Source organism: Trinickia terrae (assembly GCF_005144415.1).
Classification (GTDB): domain Bacteria; phylum Pseudomonadota; class Gammaproteobacteria; order Burkholderiales; family Burkholderiaceae; genus Trinickia_A; species Trinickia_A terrae.
Window position 1 is genome coordinate 174,082 of record NZ_SWJE01000014.1, and the last position, 17,081, is coordinate 191,162.

A 17,081-nucleotide genomic window follows, 5' to 3' on the forward strand; every position below is an offset into this window, starting at 1 on the left:
AGAAGCGCAGCAAAGGCTGCGCTTCTGTTTTGGGGCGTGCAGCCCCGCCGCGTCGCTTATGAGCCGGTTTTCCGCGCCGGCGTTTTCCTGGCCGCCGTCTTGGCTGCAGGCTTTTCCGCACTCTTTGCCGTTTTCGCTGCAGTCTTCACCGCAGCTTTCTTGGCAGGCGCGGCGGTGACCGTGGCTTCCTCGGCATCGCTGCTTTCGGCTGCGGCAACCGCTTTGGCAGCCGTCTTCGACGCGGTCTTCGCAGCCGTCTTGGCCGACGGCTCCTTCTTCTCGAACTCGAAGCCGATCTTGCCGTCGCTTTGCTTGACGAGGAACGCCTTGAAGTTGCGGCCGGTGCGCGACGACTTGAAGTTCGTCAGCAAATCGGTGCGGCCTTCTTCCAGCAGCTTGGCCATCTGCTCGCGGGCGATCTCCTGCTGGAGAATCACCTTGCCCGAGCGGAAATCGCAAGTCTTGGGGTTCGCGACCGAGTTCTCGCAGACGTAGCTCATGCCGTGCTCGAACACGCGCGCCTTGCACTTCGGACACGCGCCGACCGGCTGCTGCTCGGAAAAGTCCGGCGCCTCACCGTCCTCGCCACCCTGCTCCTGTCCGAAATCGAACTCGAGCTTGTAGTTGTTCGTTTCGTCGTCGAACGAGAGCTTGAGGATCGCCGAGAACGGCCGGCCCATCTTGCTGCGGAAGCCCGACAGCGGACCGATTTCCTTCTTTTGCAGCAATTCCTCGACTTCCTCGATCTCGAACTGGCGGCTGCCCGGAATCTTCGAAATCGAAAACTCGCACTTCGTGCAGGCGAAGCGGCGATAGTTTTCCTTCACCTGGCCGCCGCAGTTGGGGCACGGCGTGGTGAGCGTCGCGTAGTCGCCGGGGATCGTGTCGGAGTCGTACTCCTTCGCGCGCTTGACGATGGTTTGCGTCATGCGGGCGATCTCCAGCATGAACGCGTCGCGCGCGAGGTTGCCGCGCTCCATCTGCGCGAGCTTGTATTCCCATTCGCCCGTCAATTCCGGCGCCGTGAGCTCCTTTACGCCGAGGCCGCGCAGCAGCGTCATCAACTGGAATGCCTTGGCCGTCGGAATCAGGTCGCGGCCTTCGCGCAGCAGGTACTTTTCGCCGAGCAGGCCTTCGATGATCGCGGCGCGCGTCGCCGGCGTGCCGAGGCCCTTCGCGGCCATCGCCTCGCGCAACTCGTCGTCTTCGACGAGCTTGCCCGCGCCTTCCATCGCCGAGAGCAGCGTCGCTTCGTTGTAGCGCGCGGGCGGCTTGGTGGTGAGCGTGTGAGCGGCGATTTCGTCGGTCTTGACCTTCTCGTTCGGTTGGACCGGCACGAGGTTGGCGTCTTCACCACTCGTCTCGCGGCCGTACACCTGCAGCCAGCCCGGCTCGACGAGCACCTTGCCTTCGGTCTTGAAGTGATGGCCGGCGACTTCGGTGATGCGCGTCGTAACCTTGTATTCCGCGGCCGGGAAGAACACGGCGAGGAAGCGCTTCACGACGAGGTCGTAGAGCTTCTGCTCGGGTTCCGACAGCGCCTTGGGCGCCTGCAGCGTCGGGATGATGGCGAAGTGGTCGCTGATCTTCGAGTTGTCGAAGATGCGCTTGTTCGGCTTCACCCAGCCGCGGTCGAGCACCTGCTTCGCGAACGGCAGATAGTTGTTGCTTTCCTTGAGCATGTCGAGCGTGCTCTTGACGGTGCCGAGGTAGTCCTCCGGCAGCGCGCGCGCGTCGGTACGCGGGTAGGTGAGCACCTTGTGCTTTTCGTAGAGCGCCTGCGCGAGCCCCAGCGTGTTCTTCGCGGAGAAGCCGAAGCGGCCGTTCGCCTCGCGCTGCAGGCTCGTCAGGTCGAAGAGCAGCGGCGAGAGCTGGGTCGACGGCTTCGATTCCTCGGTGACCATGCCGGTCTGCTCGCGGCACGCGGCCACCACGGATTCCGCCGCAGCGAGGCTCCAGAGGCGCGAGTCGCGCTTTTCCGGATCGAACTCGTCCTTCTTGAATTTCGGGTCGTACCAGCGGCCTTCGTAGAAGCCCGCCGCGCAGACGAACTCGGCGCGCACTTCCCAATAGTCGCGCGGCACGAAATTGCGGATCTTCTCCTCACGCTCGACGACGATCGACAGCGTCGGCGTCTGTACGCGGCCGACGGTCGTCAGGAAGAATCCGCCGCCCTTGCTGTTGAACGCGGTCATGGCGCGCGTGCCGTTGATGCCGACGAGCCAGTCTGCCTCCGAGCGGCAGCGCGCCGCATCGGCGAGCGGCTGCATTTCTTCGTCGGTGCGCAGTTTCGCGAAGCCGTCGCGGATCGCCGCCGGGGTCATCGATTGCAGCCACAGGCGCTGCACCGGCTGCTTCGATTTTGCGTGCTGCGCGATCAGGCGGAAAATCAGCTCGCCCTCGCGCCCCGCGTCGCATGCGTTGATCAGGCGCTCGACATCCTTGCGCTTCATCAGCTTCGTGAGCGCCTTGAGCCGCGATTCGCTTTTTGCGATCGGGTTGAGGTCGAAATGCGGCGGGATGACGGGAAGATGCGCGAAGCTCCATTTGCCGCGCTTGACCTCGTATTCTTCGGGAGCGGCGATCTCGAGCAGGTGGCCGACCGCCGACGACAGGACGTACTCGTCGCTCTCGTAGTACTCGTCATGCTTGGTAAAGCCGCCCAGCGCACGCGCGATGTCGTTCGCGACAGAAGGCTTTTCCGCAATGATCAGTGCTTTGGACATGACTGGTTGTGAGGTTTGTGGATCGGGGTCAAAACCCTGATGTTGGTCTCTTTAACGACCGCTTTATAGCACACGCCGTTGCGCTTGTTTAAAAACGCACACAACGAAAGGGCCAAGCCACGTACACGACAGGCACGCTGCATGCGGTTTGCAGGGCGGTGTGGCGAGCCGGTTCGGCGGGGAGGAAACGGCTGCGGCGTCAGGCTGCGGCCAGGGCCGGGCGCAGCTTGGGGGCGCCGTTGGAGTCCGGCAGCGCGGTCAAGTCGGTCAGCATGCGCTCGATGATCGACAGGTGCGGCAGCACGGTGCCGAAAAAGCGTGTGGTGATGCCGTCTTCGATCAGGATCGTCGGGAAGTTCTCGACGTCGAGGTCTTCGAAGCGGTCGGCGTGGGTTTCGACGTCGATCCAGGCGAAGCAGACATTCGGGTGGGCGTCGGCGAGGCGGTCGAAGCCGGCGCGGTAGTCGCGGCAGGTGCCGCACCATTCCGCGCACAGGCAGGCGACCAGCAGGGTGTCGGTGTCGTTGATGCGCTCGGCGATCCGGTCTGCGTCGGTGTCGAGATTCAGCGCTGGCATGGTATTTCCTTGCGTTCTTTTCCGAAGTGCGAACTGCTTGCGGCGACTGTAGCACGCCTCTCACGGGGCGGCGCGTTCGCTGGCGCGCCGAGGCCGGCGCCAGCGGCACGCTCTGGATCTAGCCGCGTTCGATGCGCGCGAAGCGCCCGCCCGGAAGCGCCGTCAGCCTCCCGGCGAGCTCCAGTTGCAGCAGCGTGCCTTGCAGGGCGGCTTCGTTCATCTCGGTCCGGGCGGCGAGGACTTCAAGGGTCGCGGGAGCGTGACCCAGGGCGTCGAGCAGACGCTGGGCCTGTGGGTCCGGCGGCGAGGCGGGCGCGCTTCGTTTCGTTGGCGCGGCTTCCGGCGGTGTGGAGCGGACATATTCGGAGCCCGGCTCGGTCGCGGGCGGCGCGGACTCGCTCACCAGACGCGTTCCCTTCGATAAGTCCGGCGGCGACCGTACCGGCACAGCGCCACCGAGCTCCTCCAGGATGTCCTCCGGTGTTTCGACGAGCTTCGCGCCTTCCTTGATGATCTTGTGACAGCCGCGCGAAAGCGGCGCATGGATCGAGCCTGGAATCGCGAAGACATCACGCCCCATTTCGTTCGCAAGCCGCGCTGTGATCAGCGACCCCGAGCGCAGCGCGGCCTCGACGATCAGCACGCCGCTCGCGAGGCCCGCAATCAGCCGGTTGCGCTGCGGAAAGTGCGCGGATTTCGCCGGCGTGCCGAGCGGCCACTCCGACATGATCGCGCCGTCCGCGGCCAGCCGGTGGGCGAGGGCGTGATGCTTCGACGGATAGACGAGGTCCGCGCCGGTGCCGATCACCGCGACTGTGCTGCCTCGCCCGGCGAGCGCGCCTTGGTGCGCGGCGCCGTCGATACCGAGCGCGAGCCCCGAGACGACGGTGAGCCCGGCGTCCGACAGGGCTTGCGCGAAACGGGCGGCGTCTTCGAGCCCCTGCGGCGTCGCATTGCGGCTGCCGACGATGGCCACGCACTTTGCGTGCAGCAACTCCAGACGGCCCTTTACATATAGCAGCGGCGGCGGATCGGGCATCGTGAGGAGCGCGGGCGGATAGGCAGGGTCGCTCAGGGCGACGATGGCGTTGCCCGGCTGGGCCCGCCAACGCGCAGTATCGGCGAGCCGTTGCGCAAAGCCCGCTGGCGGCTCGGCCAGCGCGGCCCGCGCGGCGGCCTCGCCCGCGGCGGCGGCCAGCGCCTGAAATGGCGCAGCCAGCACCGCCTCGGGCATGCCGAACGCGTCGAGCAGCCCGCGCAGCGCCGCTGGAGTCAGGCCACGCGCCGTGGCGAGCCGTAGCCACGCGGCGAGTTCGGTGTCGGTCATCGGCAGGGCGTGCATGGCAAGGCGAGCCTCCAGCGCCGCCTGCGGACAGACAGGCAGCATGCTAAAATTTTCATCATCCGAAATACAATGCAGCGCCGCGCACATACGCGGTGTTCGTGGCTGTGTCCGAGCAATGTGGGTTGAATCGTGCATTCAGCCGTTATCTTCGAGACGCGGCCGCGGGCCCGCAAGCCGGCCGAACGGCCTATTGCCGCATCCGGCTTTTTTCGTCACGGTATTGCTTTGCGCGACCGCATCCGACCACATTCACGACCATGGCCTTACTCAGCATCCTCAACTACCCCGACAAACGCCTGCACAAGATCGCGAAACCGGTCGAGGCCGTCGACGACCGCATCCGCAAGCTGGTCGCCGACATGGCCGAGACGATGTACGCCGCGCCTGGCGTCGGGCTTGCCGCGACGCAGGTCGACGTGCACGAGCGCGTCATCGTGATCGACGTCTCGGAGACGCATGACCAGCTGCTGGCGTTCATCAACCCGGAGATCATCTGGTCGAGCGACGAGCGCAAGATCAACGAGGAAGGGTGCTTGTCGGTGCCGGGCATCTACGACAGCGTCGAGCGCGCCGAAAAGGTGCGCGTGCGCGCGCTCAACGAGAAGGGCGAGACCTTCGAGATCGATTGCGAGGGGCTGCTTGCGGTCTGCATCCAGCACGAAATGGATCACTTGATGGGGCGTGTGTTCGTCGAGTATCTGTCGCCGCTCAAGCAGACGCGTATCAAGACGAAGATGAAAAAGCTCGCGCACGCGATGTAAAACCTTAGGCTCGCATCGCGCTCCTTCGCTTCCCATTCGACCTCGAACCCATGGCCCATACGTTGCGCGTCGTTTTTGCAGGCACGCCGGAATTTGCCGCGGCGGCGCTAGCCGCGATTCACTCCGCTGGTTTTCCCGTGCCGCTCGTGCTCACGCAGCCCGACCGCCCGGCCGGGCGCGGCATGAAGTTGCAAGCGAGCGCCGTCAAGCGCTATGCGCAGGAGCATGGGCTCGCCGTGGCGCAGCCGCCGTCGTTGCGCCGCGCCGGCAAGTTTCCTGCCGAAGCCGCCGCCGCCATCGAGCAACTGCGGGCAACGCCGCACGATGTGATGGTGGTCGCGGCCTACGGGTTGCTGCTGCCGCAGGAAGTGCTCGATATCCCGCGGCACGGCTGCATCAACATTCACGCTTCGCTGCTGCCGCGCTGGCGCGGCGCGGCGCCGATTCATCGCGCGCTCGAGTCCGGCGACGCCGAGACCGGCATCACGCTGATGCGCATGGATGTGGGCCTCGATACAGGCGCGATGCTGACGGTCGGGCGCGTGCCGATCGAGGCCCATGACACGACCGCGACGCTGCATGACAAGCTTGCAGCCGTTGGGGCGCGCCTGATCGCCGACGCGCTCGTCGAGCTGGAGAAGAGCGGCACGCTGCACGAGACGCCGCAACCCGAGGGCGGCGTGACTTACGCCGAAAAGATCGGCAAGCACGAGGCCGCGCTCGACTGGCGCCGTCCGGCCGCGGTTCTGGCTCGGCAGGTTCGGGCGTTCGATCCGTTTCCCGGCGGCGTCGCCACGCTCGGCGACGGCACCGCGCTGAAAATCTGGGCGGCGGAGCCTGTTGTCGCGCGAGGCGATGGCACGGCCGAGCCGGGCGAGATCGTCGACGTTTCCGCGGACGGTGTCGTCGTCGCATGCGCTGAAGGCGCGCTGCGTCTCACACAATTGCAGAAGCCGGGCGGCAAGCGCCTGCCGGTGCGCGAATTTCTTGCCGGCACGGCGCTGTCGGCGGGGCAGCGCTTCGGCTTGCCTGAGTCTTGATGAACGCTGCTTCGGGCGGGGCGTGGACGCGCCGCCTTGCCCGTTAGGCCAGCTCGCGCGGCGTCCGCGGCGCGCGTTAGAATCTTCCGTGCATCCCCGTTCCATCCACGTCATTCCACGCCATCCCAGGTTCGCCATGTTCGGCATCGTCCACTTCGCTTTTTTTATCGCCGCCGTCTTCCTGCTCAACGTGACGCCCGGGCCGGACACGGCCTACATCGTCGGCCGCAGCGTCGCGCAGGGACGAGGCGCGGGCTTGATGTCGGCGCTCGGCATTTCGGCCGGCTGCTGCGTGCATTCGCTCGCTTGCGCGTTCGGGCTGACCGCCTTGCTCGCGGCATCGGCGACTGCCTTTACGGTCATCAAGTTTGTCGGCGCGCTGTACCTGATCTATCTCGGCGTGCGCCTGATCTTCGCGAAGCCGGAGCAGGCCGAGGCGGCTGGCAAGGCGCGCGCGGCGGGCGGTCCGAAGTCGCTCAAGCAGCTCTTCATGCAGGGGTTCTGGACCAACGTGCTGAACCCGAAAGTCGTGCTGTTCTTCGTCTCGTTCTTCCCGCAATTCGTCGCTGCGGAAAGCGAGCACAAGGCGCTCGCTTTCTTGTCGCTCGGCGTCGTGTTCGTGTTGATGAGCATGGTGTGGAACAGCTTCGTCGCGTGGATCGCGGGCAGCGTCACGCAGCGGCTGGGCGGCAAGCCGGCGGTGAAGCGGTGGCTGGACCGCGGCGTCGGCAGCGCGTTCGTCGGGCTCGGCATCAAGCTCGCGACCGCGCGGCATTGATCGAATCAATTTGAATTATTTGCGCCTGCCCTTATCCAACATATTCCTTACAATCATCCGCTCGCCACATCGGGCGGAACAAAGCGTGGCGCACGCAAACGGTTAGGAGCAAGCATGTTCAATTGGGTCAAAACGGCAACGCTGATGGCCGCGATCACGGCCCTGTTCATTGTGATCGGCGGGATGATCGGCGGGCATCGCGGCATGATGCTGGCGCTCTTCGTCGCGCTCGGCATGAATTTCTTCTCGTACTGGTTCTCGGACAAGATGGTCCTGCGCATGTACAACGCGCAGGAAGTCGACGAAGCGAGTGCGCCGCAGTTCTATCGCATGGTCCGCGAGTTGGCCACGCGCGCGCAATTGCCGATGCCGCGCGTTTACTTGATCAACGAAGACGCGCCGAACGCGTTCGCCACGGGCCGCAACCCCGAGCATGCGGCGGTCGCGGCCACCACGGGCATCCTGCGCTTGCTGTCCGAGCGCGAAATGCGCGGGGTGATGGCGCACGAGCTCGCGCACGTGAAGCATCGCGACATCCTGATCTCGACGATCTCCGCGACAATGGCCGGCGCCATCTCGGCGCTCGCGAACTTCGCGATGTTCTTTGGCGGGCGCGACGAAGAAGGGCGTCCAACCAATCCGATCGCGAGCATCGCGGTGGCCCTGCTCGCGCCGATCGCTGGAGCGCTGATCCAGATGGCGATTTCGCGGGCGCGAGAATTCGAAGCCGACCGCGGCGGCGCGCAGATCTCCGGCGATCCGCAAGCGCTGGCCTCGGCGCTCGACAAGATCCACCGCTACGCGCAGGGCATTCCGTTCGCCGCTGCGGAAGCGCATCCGGCAACTGCACAGATGATGATCATGAATCCGCTGTCGGGCGGCGGCATCGCGAATCTGTTTTCGACTCACCCGGCAACCGAGGAGCGGATTGCCCGCTTAACGGAAATGGCTCGTACGGGGCGTTTCGATTGACGCTCGAGGTGCAGTAGCTTGTTGCGGGGCGCAGGCTTTCGATGCCTGATCGAGCCGCAGACGCCGGGGCGGGCCGAGAGGCCTGCCCTTTTGATTGATGGAGCGCGCGATCTGATCGAACGTCTCGGCCGAGACCGCAATCGACGCAGCCAGCCGCGTCGGCGAGACGTCATCCGTAAGACGGATGGCATGCCGCGCCACGCTACAATGCCGCGCTTGTATTGCGGTTGCGCCATGCGATGATCCGCGCGGCACGTTCATATCTTCTCCATGACTCAAAGATCCTCCGCACGTCGCCATTCCAAATCGTCCATCGCGCAGAAACAGGCTGCGGTGCGGCAAGGGCGCCTGTCGGCGCTGCATCTTGCACCCGATTCTCTGGGCTTCGCGCTCGACGGAGCCGCGCAGGCGGTCGGCGCAGTGCGTGAGGGGAGCGCGCTGCCGGCAGCCCTCGCCGCGCTGCACGCATCGACGGGCGTCGCCCACGCCGCGTTGTCTCGCGGTGCCGTGCAGGACATCGCTTATCGGACGCTGCGCCGTCTTGCGAGCGTCGACTGGCTTGTCGCGAAACTGGTTCACAAGGCGCCGCCGGCGCATGTCGGCAACATGCTGAGCTGCGCGTTCGCGCTGCTTTCCGACGAGGCCGGCACCGCCGCCTATGCGCCGTTTACGGTCGTCGACCAAGCCGTGGAGGCAATCGGCGCAAGACGCGAGTTCGCCTTTGCGAAAGGGCTCGTCAACGCGGTGCTACGCAACTTCCTGCGTGAGCGCGACGCACTGCTGGACGAGTTCCGCGCGGACCGCGTCGCGCGCTGGAACTATCCGGCATGGTGGATCGACGCTGTCGAGCGCGCCTGGCCCGATCGCTGGCAGGACATTCTCGAATCGGGCAATCGGCAAGGGCCGCTGACGCTGCGCGTCAACGCGCGCCGTGCGACAGCCGAGGCTTATTTGGAAACGCTGCGCGAACACCAAATCGACGCGACCCTGGCCGGCGTTCACGCAGTGCGCCTGGCAACGCCGATGCCCGTCGAACGCATTCCGGGCTTTACCGATGGCGTCGTGTCCGTGCAGGACGCGGGCGCGCAATTGGCCGCGCAATGGCTTGCCGTGCGCGACGGCATGCGCGTGCTCGACGCCTGCGCGGCGCCCGGCGGCAAGACGGGGCACGTGCTCGAGCTGGCCGACGTCGACCTCGTCGCACTCGAAAGCGACCCGTCCCGCGCGGAGCGCATCGGCGAAAACCTGACGCGCCTCGGGCTCGAAGCCGACGTGCGCATCGGCGACGCCGGCAGCCCATCGCAATGGCACGACGGGGCGCCGTTCGACCGCATTCTCGCCGACGTGCCGTGCTCGGCATCGGGCATCGTCCGCCGCCATCCGGATATCCGCTGGCTGCGGCGCGAATCGGATATCGCGGCGCTCGCCGCCGAGCAGCGGCGTATTCTCTCGGCGTTGTGGCCGCTCGTGAAACCAGGCGGCGAGTTGCTTTACGTTACCTGCTCGATCTTTCCGGAAGAGGGCGAGTTGCAGGCGCGGTGGTTTGAAAGCGCGCATGAAGATGCGGTACGATTGGACGCTCCGGGGCAACTGGTGCCGGTTCTTGCCCGCGAACAAGCCGGATCCGCGGCTGAACTCCCGAGTGCAGCCGGCCTCGGGCAGCGCACGGGTTCGGATATAGACCACGACGGATTCTTCTACGCGCGCTTTCAGAAACGGTGACGATCAAACGCTTTTTTCCGCTACGGCTCGCGGCCGCGCTCTGGATCGCGCTGACCCTTTGCCTCGCCGCAGCCGGGCCCGCGTGCGCCGATCCGATCTCCGTGCAGCGCGCCTCGCTGCAAGCGGACGGTACCGGCTGGAACCTCGACGCCCGCTTCGATTTCGAGCTCAACAGCAGCCTCGAAGACGCCGTCAACAAAGGCATCCCGCTCTACTTCACGACCGATTTCGAATTGAGCCGTCCGCGCTGGTACTGGTTCGACGAGCAGCCCGTGTCCGTGTCGCAGACCATCCGCCTGTCGTTCCAGCCGCTCACGCGCGAGTACCGCGTGTCGAGCGGCGGCTTGCAGCTCGGTTTTTCGTCGCTCGACGAGGCGCTCTCGGTCATCAAGCACGTGACGTCGTGGCACGTGATCGACCGCAATCAGGTGCAGCCGGGCGACACCTACAACGCGTCCGTACGGATGCAGCTCGATACCGCGCTAATGCCTAAGCCGTTCCAGGTCGATGCGGTCAACAACCGCGACTGGGCGCTCGCTTCCGACTGGAAGCGCTTTAACTTCACGGTGGCTGAACGTGCTAAATAGAGTCCGCCGATCCGTGGGAGCGAAGGGCGTCGTCGTGCGGCTGCTCGTGTCGACGGTCGCCGTCACCGCGATCCTGCTCCTCGTGCTGCTCGCCGCCGCGAGCGCCAACACCGAATTCTTCGACCGCTACTACTCGTGGCTCTACGCAGCCAACATCGTGGTCGCGCTGATCTTCCTGCTCGTGGTCGTGACGCTCGTCGTGATGATCGTCGCGCGCTTGCGCAAGGGCAAGTTCGGCACGAGGCTGCTCGCGAAGCTCGCGATCTTCTTTGCGCTCGTTGGCGTGGTGCCGGGCGGCATCATCTACATCGTGTCGTATCAGTTCGTGTCGCGCAGCATCGAATCGTGGTTCGACGTCAACGTCGAGACCGCGCTGACATCCGGCCTGAACCTGGGGCGGGGCATGCTCGACGCGTCGCTGTCGGACTTGCAGACGAAGGGCCGCATGATGGCCGAGCAGCTCGCGAGCACGGATCCTTCGAGCATGACGCTCACGCTCTTGCGTCTGCGCGACCAGTTCGGCGTGCAGGACGCGACGCTCGTCGAAACGGTGCGCACGGTCTCGGGCGCGACGCCGGAGCTGCACGTCGTCGCTCAGGCGACGAGCAATTACGCCGCGCTCGTGCCCGACGACTTGCCGACGCAGCTAATGCTCAACCAGGCGCGCGGCCGTGGTTATGCGGCGATCGAAGGCGAGGTCGATGGCGACGCGAATTCGAAAGGCGCCTTGCGCTTGCGCATCGTGCAGCGCATTCCGGATTCGAGCACGTCGCTCCTGCAGCCGGCCGAACGCTTCCTGCAATTGACGCAGCCCGTTTCGCCTACGCTCGCGCGCAACGCCGATGCCGTGCAGCGCGCCTATCGCGAGTATCAGGAGAAGGCGCTCGGCCGCACCGGCTTGCGCAAGATGTACATCGGCACGCTGACGCTCGCGCTTTTTCTCGCGACCTTCATCGCGATGATGCTGGCGCTCGCGCTCGGCAACCAGCTCGCGCGGCCGCTGTTCCTGCTCGCGCAAGGGACCAAGGAAGTGACCGAGGGCGACTACACGCCGAAGCGCGAAATCAAGTCGCGCGACGAGCTCGGCTTTCTCACCCAGTCGTTCAATGCGATGACGCGCCAGCTTTCCGAGGCGCGCGCCGCCGTCGAGAAGAACCGCGTGGCGCTCGAGCATTCGAAGGCGTATCTCGAGAGCATCCTCGCGAATCTGACGGCCGGCGTGTTCGTGTTCGATCGCCAGTTCCGCCTGACGACAGCCAACCGCGGTGCCGAGCGCATCTTCCGGCAGCCGTTCCAATCGATGCTGGGCGCTTCGCTCGATCACATCGGCGTGCTGGCCGAGTTCGGCGCGCTGGTGAAGAAGGCGTTTGCCGACCGCGATGCGGCGAGCACCAACGGCATGGCCGACGACGGCCACTGGCAGCAGCAGTTCGCGGTGCCGGTCGCGGGCGAGACCGAGCCGCTGACACTGCTCGTGCGCGGGGCGCGGCTCGTGTCGAGCACCGAGAACATCGAGGACGTGCAGACGGCGGGCTATGTCGTCGTGTTCGACGACATCTCCGACGTGATCTCGGCGCAGCGCTCGGTTGCATGGGGCGAAGTCGCGCGTCGTCTCGCGCACGAGATCAAGAACCCGCTCACGCCGATCCAGCTCTCCGCCGAACGCCTGCAGATGAAGCTCGCCGACAAGCTCGCGCCGCCCGACGCCGACGTCCTGAAGCGTGGCGCGACGACCATCGTGAACCAGGTCGCGGCGATGAAGCAGATGGTCGACGATTTCCGCGAATACGCGCGCACGCCGCCCGCGGTGCTCGGGAATCTGCAGCTCAATGAGCTGGTGTCGGAAGTGCTGACGCTCTACGGCATCGAGGAGGGCAAGAGCGCGATCCGCGTGGAGCTTTCCGAGCTGCCCGTGATTCGCGGCGATGCCACGCAGCTTCGTCAGGTGATTCACAACTTGCTGCAAAACGCGCAGGACGCGGTGGCCGATGTCGAAAATCCGCGTGTTTTGCTCGAAACCAAGACAGTAGAATATGGCGACCCCGACGTGGACGGCACCGTGCGCGTCGCCGTGCGCCTGACCGTCTCGGACAACGGTGCGGGCTTCCCCGCGCGCATCCTGACGCGCGCGTTCGAACCTTACGTGACGACGAAGGCCAAAGGGACGGGACTCGGTCTCGCCACGGTCAAGAAGATCGTCGATGAACATGGCGCACGCATCGACATTCGCAACCGCGTGAAAGCGGGCGACGTGATCGAAGGGGCGCAGATCTCGATACTGTTTCTCCAGATGGCAGACGATGGCGCTTCGCCCGGTGCGGAGCACGCGCCATCGCACGGCGCCCGGGCGCCGGGAAACACAAAAGCAATAGTGCAGACAAGGGCAGCGTAAATGGCAACCATCCTGGTGGTAGATGATGAAATGGGCATCCGGGAATTGCTCTCGGAGATCCTCGCCGACGAAGGACACCTCGTGGAGGTCGCGGAAAACGCGCAGCAGGCGCGCGATTTCCGTTTGCGTCAGGCGCCTGATCTGGTGCTGCTCGACATCTGGATGCCCGACACCGACGGCGTCACGCTGCTCAAGGAGTGGGCGGGGCAGGGGCAGCTCACGATGCCCGTCATCATGATGTCCGGCCACGCGACGATCGATACGGCGGTCGAGGCGACGAAAATCGGCGCGCTGAATTTCCTCGAAAAGCCGATCGCGCTGCAGAAGCTGCTGAAGGCCGTGGAGCAGGGGCTGGCGCGCGGCGGGGCGGCGCTGCCCGTGGGCGGCGCCGCGGCCAAGCCGGCGGCGCCCGTCAACTCCGCGGCGATCGCCTCGGCGGCGGCGCTGCCGATGGCCGGCGCGGAGAATGGCGCAAGCGGCGGCCTGCCCGCCCAGACGGCGTCGATCTCGTTCGACATTCCGTTGCGCGACGCGCGCGATGCATTCGAGCGCGCGTACTTCGAATATCACCTCGCGCGCGAGAACGGCAGCATGACGCGCGTTGCGGAGAAAACCGGGCTTGAGCGCACGCACCTGTATCGCAAGCTCAAGCAGCTTGGCGTCGACCTCGGCAAGAACAAGGGAGAATAAATCTTCGAAAAAGGGCTTGAGGACGGCAAAAACCCTTGCTATACTCTCGCTTCTTCGTGGCCCGGTAGCTCAGTTGGTAGAGCAGCGGATTGAAAATCCGCGTGTCGGTGGTTCGATTCCGCCCCAGGCCACCAGCAGTATCCAACCCCAAGAATCGCGAGGTTCTTGGGGTTTTTCGTATGTCGACCCGAGTTGACGCTTCAGCTGTCGGCCGGAGTTGGTGCTTCAGCACTTACTCCGGCCCCATGCCGAGCACTTACTCGGGTCCCATGCAAGGCTGGCGAGCGCATCAGTTGATGAGCGCGAGCCGGGCGGCAGGCAGAGGCCAGCGCCATTCCAAGACGACATGATAAAATCTTGCAATTACAAGGACTTGCCGCATGTGTCCCGCAAGTCCTTTTTTGTTTGCGGCAGCGGATTTCGCTGCGTGCTCGTCTCCTGGCCAGCTTGATGCGTCGCGTCGCAGCCGGCGATCAGCGGTATAAGCGGCGCGCCGCCTGACGCAAAACGGTGCGACCTATACTGCTTGAGCCGGCACCGCCGGCACGCGTTGCCGCACCGCGCCGTGCGCGACGCGAGCCCTCATCACTCTTGGAGTTTCACGGTGACTCGGACAGACGCTAAGAACAGCGCGCTCGTGTTGTTTTCCGGCGGCCAGGATTCGGCCACTTGCCTCGCATGGGCGCTCGATCGCTATGAGACGGTCGAGACGCTCGGCTTCGATTACGGTCAGCGGCACCGCGTCGAGCTCGAATGCCGCGAAGGTTTTCGCAGCGCGATCGCGCGCACGTTTCCCGCTTGGGGCGCGCGGCTCGGCGACGATCACATGATCGATCTGTCCGTGCTAGGCTCGATCAGCGATACCGCGATGACGCGCGAAATCCAGATCGAGGCCACGGCGAACGGTCTGCCGAATACCTTCGTGCCGGGCCGCAACCTGATGTTCATGACGATCGCCGCAGCGATCGCCTATCGGCGCGGACTGCGGGTGCTGGTCGGCGGCATGTGCGAGACGGATTTCTCGGGCTATCCCGATTGCCGCGACGATACGATGAAGGCGCTGCAAGTCGCGCTGAATCTCGGCATGGACAGCCGATTCGTGCTGGAAACGCCGCTGATGTGGCTCGACAAGGCCGATACCTGGCGTCTCGCGCAGGAGTTGGGCGGCGATGCGCTCGTCGAGCTGGTGCGCGTCGAGACGCATACTTGCTATGTCGGCGAGCGCGCCGAATTGCACGACTGGGGTTTCGGCTGCGGCGAATGTCCGGCGTGCCGTTTGCGCAAGCGCGGCTACGAGGCGTTTCTCGCGGGCGAGAAAGTGACCGAGCCGGTTTGATCGGCCACGGTCGAGAACGACACAGAGAGCAGCATGACATACGCAGTCAAGGAAATCTTCTACACGTTGCAGGGCGAAGGCACCAATGCCGGCCGCCCTGCCGTGTTTTGCCGGTTCGCCGGCTGCAATCTGTGGTCGGGCCGCGAGGAAGACCGTGCGGAGGCAGTGTGCCGCTTCTGCGATACCGACTTCGTCGGCACCGACGGCGAGAACGGCGGCAAGTACAAGAGTGCGGATGAACTGGTCGCGCTGATTGCGTCGCTGTGGCCCGAGGGCGAGGGGCATCGCTTCGTCGTCTGCACCGGCGGCGAGCCGATGCTGCAGATAGACCCGCCGTTCGTCGATGCTTTGCATGCGGCCGGCTTCGAGATCGCGATCGAGACGAATGGCTCGCTGCCGGTGCTCGAGACGATCGACTGGATCTGCGTGAGCCCGAAGGCCGATGCGCCGCTCGTCGTCACCAAGGGCAACGAGTTGAAGGTGGTGATTCCGCAGGAGAACCAGCGCCTCGCCGACTACGCGAAGCTCGATTTCGACCACTTCCTCGTCCAGCCGATGGACGGCCCGTCGCGCGATCTCAACACCAAGCTCGCGATCGACTGGTGCAAGCGCCACCCGCAATGGCGTTTGTCGATGCAAACCCACAAGTACCTGAATATTCCGTGACCCTGCCGTGCTGACGATTACCCGAAAACTCGAATTCGACGCGGGCCACCGCATTCCTGACCACCGCAGCCAGTGCCGCAACCTGCATGGGCACCGCTACGTGATCGAAATCACGCTGCAAGGCGACGTGGTCGAAACGGAAGGCGCGCCGGACCGCGGCATGGTGATGGACTTCGCCGACGTCAAATCGCTGGCGATGGAGCATCTCGTCAATCGCTGGGATCACGCGTTCCTCGTCTTCGAGGGCGATACGAAGGTGCGCGAGTTTCTCGATTCGATGCCAGGCCACAAGACCGTGGTGCTCGATCGCATTCCCACTGTCGAGAACCTCGCGGCGGTCGCGTTCGACGTGCTTGCGAATGTCTACGACGCGCACTACGGCGTGAACCTGCGTCTGCACCGTGTGCGTCTCTACGAAACGCCGAATTGCTGGGCCGACGTGGTCCGCGGCTGAGCCGTTTTTGGCACGGTATGATCGCTCCTACATGAGCGCGCCGGTCCGCCCGGCGCGCTCATGAATAAAACCACGGAGCGACACATGCCGGAGACCTTGGTCCCAAGCGGGACAAACGGGCGAAAAGCCCGCCTCGTCGGGCGCATTGCGTGCTGCATCGCGCACGCGCGAGGAGTGCGCAAATGAGCGCCCTGACCAATCCCCTGAAGCAACGCCTGAAGGAAGCCGACCCGCTGTATGGGCTCTGGCTATCGCTCGGCAGCGAGAATGCGGCCGAGGCGCTTGCGCATGCCGGCTTCGACTGGCTTTGCATCGACATGGAGCACGCGCCGAACGATTCCGGCGACGTCACGGCGCAGTTGCGCGCGATCGCTGCCGCGCATTTGCCGAGCGAGCCCGTCGTGCGCGTTCCAGCCAAGGACCCGTGGCTCGTGAAGCGCGTGCTCGACGCGGGCGCGCGCACGATCATGTTCCCGAACATCGAAACGGCTGACGAGGCTGCGCACGCGGTCCGCCTCACACAGTACCCGCACGCGGATTCGCCCGATGGGCTGCGCGGCGTCGCCGGCGTGGTGCGGGCAGCGGCGTTCGGCATGCGCCGCGACTACGCGCTGACGGCCAATGCGCAGATCGCGACGATCGTGCAGATCGAGTCGGCGCGCGCGCTCGAAAACGTCGACTCGATTGCGGCGACGCCGGGCGTCGATTGCCTGTTCGTCGGTCCTGGCGATTTGTCCGCGAGCCTGGGCCATCTTGGCGATGCGCGGCACCCCGACGTGCAGGCAGCGATCGCGCGGATCGCGGACGCGGCGCAGCGCGCCGGCGTCGCCGCGGGCATTTTCGCGCTCGATAGCGCCGGCGCGCGCCAATATCGCGACGCCGGCTTTCGTTTCATCGCGCTCGGCGCCGACGTCGTCTGGCTGCTGCGCGCAACGCGTCAAGCGTTACAGGAGGTGCGGTCATGAACAAACGAGAAAAGGCGCGGGCGAAGGCGGCTCGGGCCGCGATGGCCCAGCCCATCTCGGCCTGGGTGGG

The 17,081-nt window shown here is 65.3% G+C and carries 15 protein-coding genes and 1 tRNA gene; 13 read left to right on the forward strand and 3 right to left on the reverse strand.

What is annotated here, in order from left to right; all coding sequences use genetic code 11:
* Positions 1-56 precede the first annotated feature (56 nt).
* From FAZ69_RS24245 to dprA, 3 genes are all read right to left on the reverse strand, one after another.
* Positions 57-2,726, reverse strand: coding sequence for a DNA topoisomerase III (locus FAZ69_RS24245; protein WP_136897633.1), 2,670 nt, complete (start codon positions 2,724-2,726; stop codon positions 57-59).
* A gap of 199 nt (positions 2,727-2,925) precedes the next feature.
* Entirely contained in the window at positions 2,926-3,303 is a 378-nt protein-coding gene (locus tag FAZ69_RS24250) for a thioredoxin family protein (RefSeq protein ID WP_136897634.1), read from the reverse strand.
* 118 nt (positions 3,304-3,421) lie between these two features.
* Positions 3,422-4,690 carry a DNA-processing protein DprA gene (gene dprA, locus FAZ69_RS24255; protein ID WP_439654793.1) on the reverse strand — a complete coding sequence of 423 codons (1,269 nt, stop codon included), beginning with the start codon at positions 4,688-4,690 and terminating at the stop codon, positions 3,422-3,424.
* Between the two features lie 215 nt (positions 4,691-4,905).
* Here dprA and def point away from each other — a divergent pair, with 215 nt between their 5' ends.
* From def to FAZ69_RS24320, 13 genes are all read left to right on the forward strand, one after another.
* A complete protein-coding gene (def, locus tag FAZ69_RS24260; RefSeq protein WP_136897635.1) occupies positions 4,906-5,409 on the forward strand; it encodes a peptide deformylase in 504 nt (167 codons plus the stop codon).
* A 50-nt stretch (positions 5,410-5,459) separates the two neighbouring features.
* Positions 5,460-6,449 carry a methionyl-tRNA formyltransferase gene (gene fmt / locus FAZ69_RS24265; protein ID WP_136897636.1) on the forward strand — a complete coding sequence of 330 codons (990 nt, stop codon included), beginning with the start codon at positions 5,460-5,462 and terminating at the stop codon, positions 6,447-6,449.
* Positions 6,450-6,585: 136 nt separating this feature from the next.
* Positions 6,586-7,227, forward strand: a complete 642-nt coding sequence (locus tag FAZ69_RS24270) for a LysE family translocator (RefSeq protein ID WP_136897637.1) — start codon at positions 6,586-6,588, stop codon at positions 7,225-7,227.
* A gap of 114 nt (positions 7,228-7,341) precedes the next feature.
* Entirely contained in the window at positions 7,342-8,199 is an 858-nt protein-coding gene (gene htpX, locus FAZ69_RS24275) for a zinc metalloprotease HtpX (RefSeq protein ID WP_136897638.1), read from the forward strand.
* A gap of 270 nt (positions 8,200-8,469) precedes the next feature.
* Positions 8,470-9,921, forward strand: a complete 1,452-nt coding sequence (rsmB, locus tag FAZ69_RS24280; protein ID WP_136897639.1) for a 16S rRNA (cytosine(967)-C(5))-methyltransferase RsmB — start codon at positions 8,470-8,472, stop codon at positions 9,919-9,921.
* On the forward strand, positions 9,918-10,508 hold the full coding sequence (locus FAZ69_RS24285; protein ID WP_136897640.1) for a DUF4390 domain-containing protein: 591 nt from the start codon (positions 9,918-9,920) through the stop codon (positions 10,506-10,508). The genes rsmB and FAZ69_RS24285 overlap by 4 nt, the downstream gene beginning before the upstream one ends.
* Positions 10,498-12,900, forward strand: a complete 2,403-nt coding sequence (locus FAZ69_RS24290; RefSeq protein ID WP_136897641.1) for a sensor histidine kinase — start codon at positions 10,498-10,500, stop codon at positions 12,898-12,900. Before FAZ69_RS24285 ends, FAZ69_RS24290 begins: the two co-directional genes overlap by 11 nt.
* Positions 12,901-13,590, forward strand: a complete 690-nt coding sequence (gene esaR, locus FAZ69_RS24295) for a response regulator transcription factor EsaR (protein ID WP_136897642.1) — start codon at positions 12,901-12,903, stop codon at positions 13,588-13,590.
* 58 nt (positions 13,591-13,648) lie between these two features.
* A tRNA-Phe gene (locus FAZ69_RS24300) sits at positions 13,649-13,724 on the forward strand.
* 470 nt (positions 13,725-14,194) lie between these two features.
* Complete coding sequence (queC, locus tag FAZ69_RS24305) at positions 14,195-14,926, forward strand: 7-cyano-7-deazaguanine synthase QueC (RefSeq protein ID WP_136897643.1); 732 nt, start codon at positions 14,195-14,197, stop codon at positions 14,924-14,926.
* Between the two features lie 33 nt (positions 14,927-14,959).
* Positions 14,960-15,592 (forward strand): 7-carboxy-7-deazaguanine synthase, encoded by a 633-nt coding sequence (gene queE / locus FAZ69_RS24310; RefSeq protein WP_136897644.1) that lies wholly within the window; start codon positions 14,960-14,962, stop codon positions 15,590-15,592.
* Between the two features lie 7 nt (positions 15,593-15,599).
* The gene (queD, locus tag FAZ69_RS24315) at positions 15,600-16,046 is read left to right on the forward strand and encodes a 6-carboxytetrahydropterin synthase QueD (protein WP_136897645.1); all 447 of its coding nucleotides are present in this window, start codon (positions 15,600-15,602) and stop codon (positions 16,044-16,046) included.
* Positions 16,047-16,228: 182 nt separating this feature from the next.
* Positions 16,229-17,011 carry an HpcH/HpaI aldolase family protein gene (locus tag FAZ69_RS24320; protein WP_136897646.1) on the forward strand — a complete coding sequence of 261 codons (783 nt, stop codon included), beginning with the start codon at positions 16,229-16,231 and terminating at the stop codon, positions 17,009-17,011.
* The last annotated feature ends 70 nt before the right edge of the window (positions 17,012-17,081 follow it).

Coding starts and splice junctions, on each gene's coding strand:
- queE (WP_136897644.1), top strand. CDS start 14,960: ATGACATACGCAGTCAAGGAAATCTTCTACACGTTGCAGGGCGAAGGC.
- FAZ69_RS24250 (WP_136897634.1), bottom strand. CDS start 3,303: ATGCCAGCGCTGAATCTCGACACCGACGCAGACCGGATCGCCGAGCGC.
- esaR (WP_136897642.1), top strand. CDS start 12,901: ATGGCAACCATCCTGGTGGTAGATGATGAAATGGGCATCCGGGAATTG.
- FAZ69_RS24270 (WP_136897637.1), top strand. CDS start 6,586: ATGTTCGGCATCGTCCACTTCGCTTTTTTTATCGCCGCCGTCTTCCTG.
- def (WP_136897635.1), top strand. CDS start 4,906: ATGGCCTTACTCAGCATCCTCAACTACCCCGACAAACGCCTGCACAAG.
- FAZ69_RS24245 (WP_136897633.1), bottom strand. CDS start 2,726: ATGTCCAAAGCACTGATCATTGCGGAAAAGCCTTCTGTCGCGAACGAC.
- dprA (WP_439654793.1), bottom strand. CDS start 4,690: ATGCTGCCTGTCTGTCCGCAGGCGGCGCTGGAGGCTCGCCTTGCCATG.
- FAZ69_RS24320 (WP_136897646.1), top strand. CDS start 16,229: ATGAGCGCCCTGACCAATCCCCTGAAGCAACGCCTGAAGGAAGCCGAC.
- rsmB (WP_136897639.1), top strand. CDS start 8,470: ATGACTCAAAGATCCTCCGCACGTCGCCATTCCAAATCGTCCATCGCG.
- htpX (WP_136897638.1), top strand. CDS start 7,342: ATGTTCAATTGGGTCAAAACGGCAACGCTGATGGCCGCGATCACGGCC.
- fmt (WP_136897636.1), top strand. CDS start 5,460: ATGGCCCATACGTTGCGCGTCGTTTTTGCAGGCACGCCGGAATTTGCC.